General features: G+C 73.0%; 11 protein-coding genes. 6 read left to right on the forward strand and 5 right to left on the reverse strand.

Annotated features, from left to right (window positions below; all coding sequences use genetic code 11):
• The 4 genes from M8542_RS12325 to M8542_RS12340 form a co-directional block, all read right to left on the reverse strand.
• Positions 1 to 528 carry an STAS domain-containing protein gene (locus M8542_RS12325; protein WP_257920237.1) on the reverse strand — a complete coding sequence of 176 codons (528 nt, stop codon included), beginning with the start codon at positions 526 to 528 and terminating at the stop codon, positions 1 to 3.
• 58 nt (positions 529 to 586) lie between these two features.
• On the reverse strand, positions 587 to 1,171 hold the full coding sequence (locus M8542_RS12330) for a nucleotidyltransferase domain-containing protein (RefSeq protein WP_257920238.1): 585 nt from the start codon (positions 1,169 to 1,171) through the stop codon (positions 587 to 589).
• A gap of 146 nt (positions 1,172 to 1,317) precedes the next feature.
• Positions 1,318 to 2,811 (reverse strand): sialidase family protein, encoded by a 1,494-nt coding sequence (locus tag M8542_RS12335; protein WP_257920239.1) that lies wholly within the window; start codon positions 2,809 to 2,811, stop codon positions 1,318 to 1,320.
• 115 nt (positions 2,812 to 2,926) lie between these two features.
• Complete coding sequence (locus M8542_RS12340) at positions 2,927 to 3,895, reverse strand: YeiH family protein (RefSeq protein ID WP_257920240.1); 969 nt, start codon at positions 3,893 to 3,895, stop codon at positions 2,927 to 2,929.
• 70 nt (positions 3,896 to 3,965) lie between these two features.
• Here M8542_RS12340 and M8542_RS12345 point away from each other — a divergent pair, with 70 nt between their 5' ends.
• From M8542_RS12345 to M8542_RS12355, 3 genes are all read left to right on the forward strand, one after another.
• Positions 3,966 to 4,868, forward strand: coding sequence for a LysR family transcriptional regulator (locus tag M8542_RS12345; RefSeq protein ID WP_257920241.1), 903 nt, complete (start codon positions 3,966 to 3,968; stop codon positions 4,866 to 4,868).
• A 92-nt stretch (positions 4,869 to 4,960) separates the two neighbouring features.
• Positions 4,961 to 5,830: a PadR family transcriptional regulator gene (locus tag M8542_RS12350; RefSeq protein WP_257920242.1), complete on the forward strand. Its 870-nt coding sequence runs from the start codon at positions 4,961 to 4,963 to the stop codon at positions 5,828 to 5,830.
• A gap of 59 nt (positions 5,831 to 5,889) precedes the next feature.
• Complete coding sequence (locus tag M8542_RS12355; RefSeq protein ID WP_257920243.1) at positions 5,890 to 6,921, forward strand: class I SAM-dependent methyltransferase; 1,032 nt, start codon at positions 5,890 to 5,892, stop codon at positions 6,919 to 6,921.
• A gap of 1 nt (position 6,922) precedes the next feature.
• Here the strand turns inward: M8542_RS12355 and M8542_RS12360 are convergent, their stop codons facing one another.
• On the reverse strand, positions 6,923 to 8,242 hold the full coding sequence (locus tag M8542_RS12360; protein WP_257920244.1) for a M14 family zinc carboxypeptidase: 1,320 nt from the start codon (positions 8,240 to 8,242) through the stop codon (positions 6,923 to 6,925).
• Positions 8,243 to 8,424: 182 nt separating this feature from the next.
• On the opposite strand from M8542_RS12360, the gene folP reads away from it, so the two are divergent.
• From folP to M8542_RS12375, 3 genes are read left to right on the forward strand one after another with little or no spacing between them, the layout of a single operon-like run.
• A complete protein-coding gene (gene folP / locus M8542_RS12365; RefSeq protein WP_257920245.1) occupies positions 8,425 to 9,294 on the forward strand; it encodes a dihydropteroate synthase in 870 nt (289 codons plus the stop codon).
• Positions 9,291 to 10,031 (forward strand): pyrimidine reductase family protein, encoded by a 741-nt coding sequence (locus M8542_RS12370; protein ID WP_257920247.1) that lies wholly within the window; start codon positions 9,291 to 9,293, stop codon positions 10,029 to 10,031. Before folP ends, M8542_RS12370 begins: the two co-directional genes overlap by 4 nt.
• Before the next feature lie 27 nt (positions 10,032 to 10,058).
• Positions 10,059 to 11,594 carry a hypothetical protein gene (locus tag M8542_RS12375; protein ID WP_257920246.1) on the forward strand — a complete coding sequence of 512 codons (1,536 nt, stop codon included), beginning with the start codon at positions 10,059 to 10,061 and terminating at the stop codon, positions 11,592 to 11,594.
• The last annotated feature ends 64 nt before the right edge of the window (positions 11,595 to 11,658 follow it).

An 11,658-nucleotide genomic window follows, 5' to 3' on the forward strand; every position in this document is an offset into this window, starting at 1 on the left:
TCACCGGGACGTCTTAAGCCGCTCCAGCAGTTCCAGCCACTCGATCGCCTCGCCAATCGTGGCGTGGATCGGCAGGGCGGTTTCGAGCCCCAGCGCGTCGACCGCCCGGCGGACGACCGGGGCGCAGCCGACGATCGCGAACGGGACACCCGCCTCCCGCGCGTCGGCGGTCGCCTCCAGCAGCACCGCCAGGCCGCGGGCCGAGCAGTGCGCGGTGCCGGTGAGGTCCAGCAGCAGGAGCCGCGGGGCCAGCCCGACCTCTTCGGTGAGCTGCTGGCGCAGCCGCCGGCTGCCGGAGAGGTCGATCTCGCCGCCGACGGTCAGGACGGTCGTCTCGGCGGTGGCCGTCACCACCATCCCCATCACCGGCGGCGGCTCGAGCTCGCCGTCCAGGCTCGCGTAGTGGCGGGCCATCAGCGCGTCGATGTCGAGCCCGGGCGGGTACGGGGTCGAGTCGATCTTCCGGGCCCAGGCACGCAACGCCGCCAGCACCTCGCGGTGCCGTTCGTCGTCCTCGGGCCAGGCCATGCTGGTTACATCGCTCGCGGGGGTCGCGGCGCAACAGTGGCGTCACCCACGTGGCCCATCAGAGCCGGGCCAGCCACGGGTGGTGGGGGGAACAGGCGGTGCGCACGGCCTCGGCCAGCCACTTCCGCTGGGCGGGGCGAAGGCTCCCGACGACCTCCCGGAAGTCCGTTTCGTCCTTCTCGCGGGTGTTCACGGCCTTGGCGAAGAGCTGGATTTCGGCGCGCAGGCAGGGGATCTCGCCGACGACGACGCCCAGCTCCGCGACCGGGCGGCGCACCGCCGGATCGCGGCGGGAGACCCACTCGGCGCCCTCGGTTTCGTCGAGCATGACCTGCACGCGCCACGGCGCGCCGGCCGAGGGCCGGCACCAGACGTCCTGCACCGCGGGGCCGAGGACCTCGCCGGGCGCCCACGGCCGCAGCGTGCCCGGCGGGTCGGCCGCCCACCACTCCCAGCCCGCCAGCGCGTCCTGCACCGCGAGCTGGTCCCGGCGCAGCACGAGGACGTCGATGTCGTCGTGCGACCGCCACGACCGCCCGGCGACGAGCTCCAGCGCGTACCCGCCGGCGATCCACCACGGCACGCCGACCGGCTCGAAGAGCGCGCGGACCTCGTCCGGCGTCGCCGGGTCCCAGGCGGTCACGGCGCCTCCGGCCCCACGGTGCGAACGACGCCGAGCGCGGACCGTCCCATGGGCCGAGTCTACGAGGCCGGGCCGGCTTCTGACGGCCACGCCGTCCGGGGAGTGCGGGTGGGACCCGGCCCGGGGGCGGGTCCCACCCGTCGGCGTCAGCCGCAGTGCTCGAACCCGCTGGTGTAGGCCACGCCACCGGCCGAGCCACCCCACTTCACGCACTTGTCCGCCGCCTTCGCCGCGACCGGGCCGGCGAAGTAGGAGAACGCGCCGGCGTCGGTGGCCCGCGTCGCGCCTTCGACCTCCAGGAAGGCCGAGGTCTGCGTCGGCGAGCCCGCCGAGGCGCTCTTCATCGTGCTGACGCAGTTCTGCCCGTTCGAAGCGTTGTAGGACAGGTAAACCGTGCCCGCCGAGCCGAGCGCCTGCTGGTCGATCACGCTGTAGCCACCACCGCAGGCGGGGGCCCCGAGCGCGGCTTCGGACACCGTGGCGTAGCGGATCGTGTCGTTGGCGTGGAACTCCGGGCCGGCCTCGAACAGCACGCCGACCGACGCCTGCGACAGCTGCACCATGTCCGAATAGGCCGCGTCCTGGCCCCAGACGAGCAGGCTGGCGCCGGTGCCCGTCCAGTTGCCGCCCTCGTCGAAGGACGAGTGCACCCGCAGCTCCTTGCGACGGTCGCAAGTGGACGGTGCGGCGAAGACGATCCGGTCGTACTTGCCGCCGGTGTCGGTGGCGCTCATCCGCGCCGTCGAGCCCTGCACGGTCGGGGCGACCAGGTCGCCGGCGAAGGCGAACTTCGAGCTGAACGTCGCGCCGCCGTCGGAGCTGATCGCGAAGGCGCGGTTGCGGGTTCCGTCGGCCAGGCACTTGTTCGCGTCGTTGGCCTGGTTGCGGGCGGCGGCGTAGACGCGGCCGTCGGCCAGCTCGGTGACGCTGATCTCCTGCGGGTTGATCGCCGTGGTCGGCGTGTCGGTGGCGCCGCGGTGCCAGGTGCTGCCGTTGTCGTCGCTGTAGACCAGGGCACCGGTGTTCTTGCCGCCGGTCGTCCAGCTCACGCCGGCGACGAGGCGGCCGGCGTGCGCGCCGCGGGTCAGCACGATCCCGTGCGACGGGCCGGTGGCGAGCCAGCCGGGCGCGCTCGCGAAGCCCAGTTCGGTGGTCAGCACGCGCGGCGCGCCCCACGTCTTCCCGTTGTCCTCGCTGATCGACACGCGCGGGATCCGGCCGCACGCGGGGTTGGTGTAGCACTGCATGGTCGACAGCAGCACGACCCGGTTGCTGCCGGGGATGACGATCGGCGCCGGGTTGCCCTTGGTGTCACCGTTGGCCTTGATGACGGTCTGCAGCGCGCTCCACGTCTTGCCGCCGTCGGTGGAGCGCTTCAGCACGAGGTCGATCTCGCCGAGGTCGGCGCAGTTCGCGGCGCCGCCGTTGCGGCCTTCGGCGAAGGCGAGCAGCGCGCCGTCGTTCGCCTTGACGATGGTGGGGATGCGGTAGCAGTCGTGGCCCTCGGTGTTCTTGGTGAACACCAACGTGCTCGCGACGTCGGCCTGCGCGGTGGCGGCGCCGACGGCCGCGGGGACGGCGAGGGCGGCACACCCCAGCAGTCCGGCCAGCAGGCCGCTGGCGATCCGGGTGATCTTCACGGTTCTCCCTACGGTTCATTCTACGTCCTACGTCTCGGCGACAGCGTCGACGCGGTCCGTACAAGACCCGTACAACCCGGCGTATAACGCCCTATACCTGTCCGGTAGGGAAATTTCAGGTGAACAGGGTCAGGGTGGTGAACCCGGTCGCCAGCACGAGAAGCGTCGACAGGAGACCCAGGAGCAGGGCCCGGCCACCGCCGCGCAGCAGCGGCCCGAGCCGGACCGCGCAGCCGAGCCCGAACAACGCGCCGGCGAGCAGGAGCGTCGAGGCGGTCTTCGCGACGTCGAGCGCGAACGCCGGGACGAGCCCGGTGCTGCGGACCGCGACCATCGCCAGGAACCCGAGGACGAACAGTGGCACCAGCGGCGCGGACCCGCCGCGGCGGCCGCGTTCGGTGGCGCCGACGATCGCGACCACCGGGGCGAGCAGGACCACGCGGCTCAGCTTCACCACGATCGCGACCGCGACCGCGGCGGCGCCCGCCGGCCCGGCCGCCGCGACGACCTGGGCGACCTCGTGCACCGAGATGCCGGCCCAGCTGCCGGTCCGCGTCGCGTCCAGGCCGAGGAGGTGGGCGAGCAGGGGGAGCACACCGAGGGCGAGGCTGCCGTAGCAGGTGACGAGCGCGACCGCCGTGGCGACGTCTTCGTCGTCCCGCTCGACCACGCCCTCCATGGCCGCGATCGCCGACGCGCCGCAGATCGAGAAGCCGGTGGCGACCAGCAGGGCGAGGCCGCGCGGCACGCGGACCAGGCGGCCGAGGCCGACGGTGCCGAGGAAGGTGACGGTGACCGTCAGCACCACGGCGGCGAGGGTGCCGGCGCCGAGCGCGACGACCGTCGGGAGGGCGAGCTGGAGGCCGAGCAGGACGACGCCCGCGCGCAGCAGGCGTTTCGTGAGCCGCGCGATGGCCTGGCGGTGCTCGTCGGTGAGCAGCGGCGTGCTGCCCACGACGATGCCGAGCACGACCGCGACGGTCAGGGCGCCCGCGACCGGCCACACCGAACTCAGCGCGTACGCCGCGGCGACGCCGAGCCCCGTGATCGCGAGCCCGGACGTCTTCGCCGCTGTCAGTGCCATGCTTCCAGCATCGGTCCGGCGGCGCGTGCGCGGTAGCCGTCGGTCCGCTGGGAGGTCATAGACTCAGGCTATGACCGGACCGGATCTGGATTCCCTGCGCCTGCTGGTGCTCGTCGACGACCTCGGCAGCATCGGGCAGGCGGCGACGGCGCTGGGCATCGCCCAGCCGTCGGCGAGCAAGCGCTTGTCCACTTTGGAGAGACAATTGGGACTGTCCCTGGTGGACCGCACCCGGCGGGGCTCGGCGCTGACCCCGGACGGCCGGGTGATCGCGGGCTGGGCCCATCGCGTGCTGACCGAAGTGGACGGTCTGCGCACGGGCGCGGAGGCCCTGCGCACCCAGCGCGGCGCACGCCTGCGGGTGGCGGCGAGCATGACGCTGGCCGAGCACTTCGTCCCGGCGTGGATCGGCGAGGTCAAGCGGACCGGGCCGGACACGTACGTGGGGCTCGAGGTGGTGAACTCCGAGCACGTGGCCGAGCTGGTCGCCGACGGCCGCGTGGACCTGGGCTTCGTGGAGTCGCCGGGGCCGTGGCCGGGCCTGAGCACCCGCCGGGTGGCCACGGATCGGCTCGTGGTGGTGGTCCCGGCGGGCCACAAGTGGGCCGGTCGCCGCCGCCCGCTGTCGGCGGCCGAGCTGGCGGACACGCCGCTGGTGGTGCGGGAGCCGGGGTCGGGAACGCGCGAGACGGTGGAGGCGGCCCTGCGCCGGGCGGGGGCCGGAGGGGTGAAGCCGCTGCTGGAGCTGGGGTCGGCTTCGGCCGTGCGGAACGCGGTGATCGCGGGCGCGGGACCGGCGGTGATCAGCGAGCTGGACGTGGTCCGCGAGGTCGCGGGGCGGCGGTTGGTGCCGGTGGCGGTGGCGGGGGTCGAGCTGGGCCGGGTGCTGCGGGCAGTGTGGCCGGCGGGGAGACGGCTGGCCGGGCCGGCGGCGGAGCTGCTGACGCTGGCGGTGAAGTCCGGCGCGGCTTGAGGGGGAGTGCGCTCTGAGCTGGGAGGTTGCCGGCGATCCAACGGCGATATATCGTCGAAGTGTCGGCGATACGGCTAGCGAAGGAGACAGTCATGGAGATGAGCGCTGGAGCACGACACATGTTCGGCGGGTTCGGCGGCGGGCCGGGCCACTTCGGCCACGGTGGCCACCACGGTCCGGGCGGTCACGGGCACCCCGGCTTCGAGCACGGGCCCGGCCCGCACACCCACCCTGGCCACCCGGGCTTCGGGCACGGCCCGGGCGACCATTCCGACCATGGCCCGGGCGAACGCCCCGACCACGACTTCCCCGGTCGCGAGGACTGGGACGGCGGCCCCGACCTGGCCCGCGGCGGCTTCCCCCCACCTCCGCCGCACCCACCGCAACCCCCGGGCGCACCAGGCTTCCCGGGCGGCCCAGGCTCCTTCGGCGGCCCCGGTGGCTGGTTCGGCGGCGCCGGCGCCTGGCAGCGCGTCCAGGAGTTCCGCGGTGGCGGCCGCGGCCCCAGCCGTCCGGTGCGGCCCGCCGTGCTCGCCTTGCTCGCCGAGGAGCCCCGGCACGGCTACCAGCTCATGCAGGAGATCCGCCGCCGGACCAACGAGCGGTGGCGGCCCAGTCCCGGGTCCGTCTACCCGATCCTGCAGCAGCTCGAGGACGAGGGCCTCGTCCGCACCGCCGAGACCGGCGGCCGCCGGGTGGCCGAGCTCACCGAGGCCGGGCGGGAGCACGTCGCCGGGCGGGAAGCCGAGTTCGCCGCCCTCTGGGCCGAGCCCGACGAGGCGCCGAACGCCGATCGGTTCGCCGCCCTGTGGCATGCGCTCGGGGAGCTTTCCGGCGCCGCCGCGCAGGTCGGGCACAGCGGCACCGAGGCGCAGGTCGCCGAGGTGAAGAAGATCCTCGCCGACGCCCGGCGGCGCGTCTACGCCGTGCTGGCCGACGCCGGGCTCGAGGACGAGGACTGACCGCCGCGGGCGGATCGTCCACATCGGACGGTCTGCCCGGGCGGGTAAGCTCGGGTCGCATGGAAGAAGCGGACTTCGCGGCGCACCTCACGGCCACCATGACCGGCAGCGCGCTCACCATGCTGATCGGGCTCGGCCACCGCACCGGACTGCTCGAAGCGGCGGCTCGCGGGCCTGCCACCAGCGCCGGCCTCGCCGAGCGCGCCGGCTTGCAGGAGCGGTACGTCCGCGAGTGGCTCGGCGCGATGGTCACCGGCGGCATCTTCACCCTCGACGCCGGGGAGTACACCTTCCCGCCCGAGCACGCGAAGTTCCTCCTCGGTGACACGGCGGCGAACCTGATGCCGTCCCTGCTCACCCTCTCCGCGTTCACCGGCATCCTGCCCGACCTCGAACGCGCCTTCGCCGCGGGCGGTGGCGTCCCGCGGGCGGCGTACGGGCCGTACCTGGAGACGCTCGGCGCGAAGACCGGCGACAGCTGGAAGCACATCTACCGCGAACACCTGGTGGACGGCTTCTTCGGCGCGGTCCCCGGCCTCACCGAACGCTTGACGGCCGGCGCGCGCGTGCTCGACCTGGGCTGCGGCGCCGGCAACGCGATCGCCGTCGCCGCCCGCGCGTTCCCCGCGTCGCGGTTCACCGGCATCGACATCAACGAACGGGTCATCGACCAGGCGAAGGAGACCACGAGCGGGCTCCCGAACGTCGAGTTCGCCGTCGGGGACGCCGCCGAGCTGACCGGCGACTACGACGTCATCACCGCCTTCGACGCCGTCCACGACCAGGACCGGCCCGACGTCGTGCTGCGGCGCGTCCACGGCGCGCTCCGCGAAGACGGCCTGTTCTTCATGGTGGACACGAACTTCTCCAGCGACGTCGCGAAGAACGTCGGCAACCCGCTCGCCGCGCTGTGCTACTCGATCAGCCTGATGTACTGCACGACGACGTCGCTGGCCGAGGGCGGCGCCGCGCTCGGGGCCATGTGGGGCACCGAAACCGCGCGGGAAATGCTCGCGGACGCGGGGTTCCGGCACGTCGACGTGCTGGAGTCCCCGCGTCCGCAGAACTGCGTCTACGCCTGCCGTCCCTGACTCACTGCTGGTACGGCGCCGCCGCGGCCTTCGCGGCGGTGATGAACGCGCCCTTGTTCTTCGGCCAGAACGTGCTGTCGACGCAGGTGTAGCGCGGCAGGAACCCGCCGCACGTGCCGCTCGAGCCGCCGACCTCGAACGTCACGCTGGCGACGCCGAGCGTGCCGTAGGTGAAGTCGTCGGTGGTGCCGCTCGTGTCGTAGCCGACGGTTTCCTCGTTGGTGCCGACGAGGTAGCCGTTCGACGCCGCGTACTTCGCGCCCAGCTTGCGGTACTGCGCGTCGTTGGGCGAGGTCGCCTGCGTGAAGCCCCACGGGATGATGATGTCGTTGCCGTAGCTGTGCAGCGTGATCATCGTGCCCTTGGCCGTCGACGGCGCGGGGTCGTTGTTCCCGGTGCCGCGCTGGTCCGGGAAGATCGCGCGGGCCAGCTTCTCCAGCGCCTGCGTCTCGGGCTCGGAGCCGGCGCTCACGCCCTGGTAGGTCTCGGCGCAGGCGGAGTTCGAGTCGCCGCCCCATTTGAACGTAGAGTTGCGGTTGAGGTCGATGCCGATGTTCGTGCCGGTGCAGCCGCCGCGGCTGTTGTTCGCGTTCTTGCGCTGCAGCTTCGGCGAGTTCCCGCCCGAGGCGACGATGTCGACGCCGTCCGGGTTGGAGATCGGCACCACCCACACCTCGGTGGTGTCCAAGATGGACTTCGCGGTGGCGTCGGTGGCGTAGCCGTCGGCGAGGTAGTCGATCCAGCGCCAGGCGAGCTCGCCGGTGGACAGCTCACGCGCGTGGATCTGGGCCATCATGAAGAACTTCGGCTTCGGCGACGTCGTCGAGAGCGTGCAGTCGCCGGCCTGCTTCTTCGTCAGGCAGATGGCCTGCAGGTCGTGCCCGCCGGTGCCCTTCGTCTTCTTCCACGACTGGCCGATCGTGTACTTGGTGGCCAGGTCGGGGTGCGCGGCCGCGACGGCGGTGAGGTGGTTCTCGTGCGCGGTGACCGTGCGGTACCCGCCGTAGAAGGTGTCCGCGGCCAGGGAGTTCGCCTGCGCGGGCAGTTCCTTGTAGACGGTGTCGAAGAAGGCCGGCCGGAAGCCGCGCGCACGCAGTTGCTCGGCCACCGCCTGCCCGCCGACGACGTACGCGGCGCCCGCGTCCCCTTCTTCGACGTCGAAGCCGGCCGCGGCGAGCGCCTGCGCCTGGGCGGCGGTGGCCGGGACGCGCCAGAACACCGGCGTGTCGGCGGGCTGCGCGGCGGCGGTGCCGCCGAGCAGCGCGGACAGCACGACCCCGGTCGCCGCCAGGGCGAGCCGGGACAGGGACTTTGACGCCATCGGGGACTCCTCAAGGCCGCACGGATGGGCGATCCGGTCCGGGCTCTGGGTGATCGGACCGGCACGCACAGTGTGTCGGCGGGGACAAACCCGGCACACCCCCGAAAGTCGCGAAAAGCCCCGGGCCGGCCCCCTCACTATGCTCGGCGGTGGTCAGACCGAACTTTTCACGGGAGCGCTGCATGCCGATCCACGACCTCGTCTTCCGGGGGCGACACCTCACCAGCGATCACGCGATGGTGATGGCGATCGTCAACCGGACCCCGGACTCGTTCTACGACAACGGGGTGACCTACGAGGAGGACCGGGCGCACGCGGCGATCGGCAAGGCGATCGAGGACGGCGCCGTCGTGATCGACATCGGCGGCGTGCCGGCCAGCCCCGGCCCCGAGGTCACGGTCGCGGAGGAGATCACCCGCGTGGTGCCGACCGTGGAGTGGATTCGCGCGGAGTTCCCCGACGTCGTGATCAGCGTCGACACCTACCGCGCCGAGGTCGCCGACGCGGTGTGCCGGGCCGGCGCGGACCTGATCAACGACAACTGGGCCGCCTACGAGCCGGAGATCCTCGATGTCGCCGCGCAGTACGGCGCGGGCTACATCTGCGCGCACGTCGACGGCCTCGACCCGCGCACCGACCCGGTGAAGCCGCAGTACGACGACGTCGTCGCCGCGGTGGTCAAGGACACCACCGAGCTCGCCGAGCGGGCGGTCGCCAAGGGCGTCCCGCGCGAGGGCATCATGATCGACCCCTGCATCGACTTCTCCAAGAACACCTACCAGTCGCTGGAGGTCCTGCGGAACGTCGACAAGCTGGTGGCCACCGGGTGGCCGGTGCTGATGGCGCTGTCCAACAAGGGCGTGGTCGGCGAGACGCTCGACGTCGGCATGGACGACCGGGTCACCGGGACCCTCGCGGCGACGGCGCTCGCGGCCGCGCAGGGGGCCGCGATGTTCCGTGCGCACCAGGTCCGCCAGACGCGGCACACGGTCGAGATGATCGCCAGCATCGTGGGCACGCGGCCGCCGAAGAACGCGGTGCGGTGGCTGTGATCCGGCAGATCTGGCCGCCCGAGGACGGCCGCGAGCTGGACCTGGCGGAGCTCGAAGACCTGTACCGCTTTCCCGACGTCGCGAAGTGGCTGGTCGTCAACTTCGTGTCGAGCACGGACGGCGCGATCACGGTCGGCGGCCGGTCGCGGCCGCTGTCGACCGCTCCCGACCGGGTGGTGTTCAAGCTGGGCAGCGACCTGGCCGACGTCGTCCTGCTCGGCGCCGGGACGGCGGTGATCGAGGAGTTCGACGGCGTCCACCCGGGCAAGGAGACCGCGGACCGCCGACGGCGGCACGGCCTGGAGCCGATTCCGCCGATCGCGGTGGTGACAACGGGGGCGAGCCTGCCGCCGAGCGCACCGGTGCTCACCGAGGCCGCGGTCCCGACGCTCGTCATCACGAGCGAGCGCGCGCCGCGGGACCTGCGCGAAGCGTGGAAGTCGGCCGGGGCGGAGGTGATCGTCGCGGGCGAGGACGAGGTGGCACTCGACCTCGCGGTGGCGGCCTTGACCGAGCGCGGCTTGCGGCGGATCGACTGCGAGGGCGGGCCTCGGCTGTTCGCGTCGCTGGCCGAGGCCGGGCTGGTCGACGAGTTCCGGCTGACGGTCGCGCCCTTCCTCGTGGCGGGCACGGCGGACCGCGCGGCGGTCGGCGGCGCGTTCGACCCGGTGGAGCTGGCGCTGGCCACCGTCCTGACCGACGGGGCGAGCCTGCTGACGCGTTATCTGGCGCCATGACGGACGCCCCTGGCAGAGTGAACCCCCGTGGGGGATCCGTGGGCTGACGCCGGGCTGGACCGGGACACCGTTCTCGAGGACTTTCTGGGCCGCTGGGAGGACGACCGGCGGACCGCGGGCTCGCGGGCGGAGGCGGACCGCCGGTTCCGCGGTTTCCTGTGGGGCGAGGTCGCGGCCGCGGTCTCGGCCGACGACCACGCCTTCCTGGTGTTCGAGCTGGCCATGGGCCTCGCCGAGCGGGAGCGGCCGGCCGACGCGTTCCTCCTGTTCTCCTGGCTCGCCGAGGCGTACGCGGGGCACCGGGACGAGCTCGTCGCCTGGCGCGTGATCATGGGGCTGACCGACGACTGCGTCGCGATCGCGATGCACTACCGCACGGCGGAGGCCAACGCCGCGGCACGGCAGGTGATCCGGCTGGTGCTCGACCACGTCGGCCCGCCCGGCCGGGTCCGGGTCGACCGGGCGGCCGTCCGCGCGCTCGTCCAGCTCGCCCACCTGCGTGGCGGACCGGGGGCGCCGGAGGAGAACGAGATCGCCGAGGTCGCGCGGCTGTGGGCCGAGGTCGCCGAACGCTGGGCGGCCAGCACCGATCCCGAGGTACGCGAACGCGCCGCGCAGGGGTGGGTCAACCGGGGTTTCGTCGCCCTGCAAGGCGGTGACGAAGCCGGCGCGCGGCGGATGTTCGCGGAGGTGCTCGCTCGCTTCGGCGCCGACCCGGCCGCCACCGAGCAGCTGCACGGGTACGTCGTGATCGCCGGGCACGCCGGTGACATCCTGGACCGGCTGGTGATCGACGGCCCCGAGTTCCGGCTGGACTTCCTGGAGCGGCAACGCCGGTTCTTCCCGGACAGCGGCATGGACGCCGTGGTGGAGTTCGCCCGGAGCACGCACGTGCGCTCCGTCGGCGCCGTCCGCAGCTGGGTCTGCTCGGGCGAACCGTTCGTCCTGCTGCTGCGCAACTACGACCTCACCGAGCGCAGCGGCGTCGCGCCCGACTGGTTCGTCGAGCCGGGGGAGCCCGACCACCTGCAGGTCATGCACCACGCGAAGGCCGAGAAGGCACTGATGGAGCTCGCCGGCGGCGTCCCGCTGGTGCAGGTGGCCAGCACCACCGCCGGGGAGCTGGAACTGGCCCAGTACGGCCAGTTCACCGTGTCGAACCGGTTGTACCTGCCCGACGCGACCTGGTTCGCGACGGTGTCCCGGCTGATCGCCGTCGCGGCGCAGGTGATCGTGTGGGCGAACGAGCTGACGCCGTCGCTCGAGCGGGAACTCGCCGAACTGGCCGCCCACCGCCGGACCGAAGACACGCTGGTCGTGGTGGAACCACCCGACGCCGGGCTCCCGATCTTCCTACCGCGCTCGGACCGGCCTCCGCTCACCGCGGACCACCCCGTGCTGGCGGCGTTCCCGCACCGGGTGGCCGCCGCGGACTTCGCCGGTCTCGGCGTCGCCGAGTGGCCGGCGATGCTGGGTGTGGTCGAGCGGCTGCGCGGGGCGGGTGAAGAGCCGGTCCCGGAGCGGCTGGCCCGGATCCGGTCCCGGCTGGACGCCACTCGCTGAGACCCGTCGTGAGTGTTGCGGGGGGGGGTAAAACCCCCCCAAACAACACAAAACCGCCCTACGT

It is taken from the genome of Amycolatopsis iheyensis (assembly GCF_024703995.1).
Lineage (GTDB): Bacteria > Actinomycetota > Actinomycetes > Mycobacteriales > Pseudonocardiaceae > Amycolatopsis > Amycolatopsis iheyensis.

What these genes read in the sequence shown, in the direction of transcription:
- M8542_RS12360 (WP_257920244.1), bottom strand. Translation starts at nt 8,242, where the DNA reads ATGGCGTCAAAGTCCCTGTCCCGGCTCGCCCTGGCGGCGACCGGGGTC.
- M8542_RS12350 (WP_257920242.1), top strand. Translation starts at nt 4,961, where the DNA reads ATGGAGATGAGCGCTGGAGCACGACACATGTTCGGCGGGTTCGGCGGC.
- M8542_RS12355 (WP_257920243.1), top strand. Translation starts at nt 5,890, where the DNA reads ATGGAAGAAGCGGACTTCGCGGCGCACCTCACGGCCACCATGACCGGC.
- folP (WP_257920245.1), top strand. Translation starts at nt 8,425, where the DNA reads ATGCCGATCCACGACCTCGTCTTCCGGGGGCGACACCTCACCAGCGAT.
- M8542_RS12345 (WP_257920241.1), top strand. Translation starts at nt 3,966, where the DNA reads ATGACCGGACCGGATCTGGATTCCCTGCGCCTGCTGGTGCTCGTCGAC.
- M8542_RS12340 (WP_257920240.1), bottom strand. Translation starts at nt 3,895, where the DNA reads ATGGCACTGACAGCGGCGAAGACGTCCGGGCTCGCGATCACGGGGCTC.
- M8542_RS12325 (WP_257920237.1), bottom strand. Translation starts at nt 528, where the DNA reads ATGGCCTGGCCCGAGGACGACGAACGGCACCGCGAGGTGCTGGCGGCG.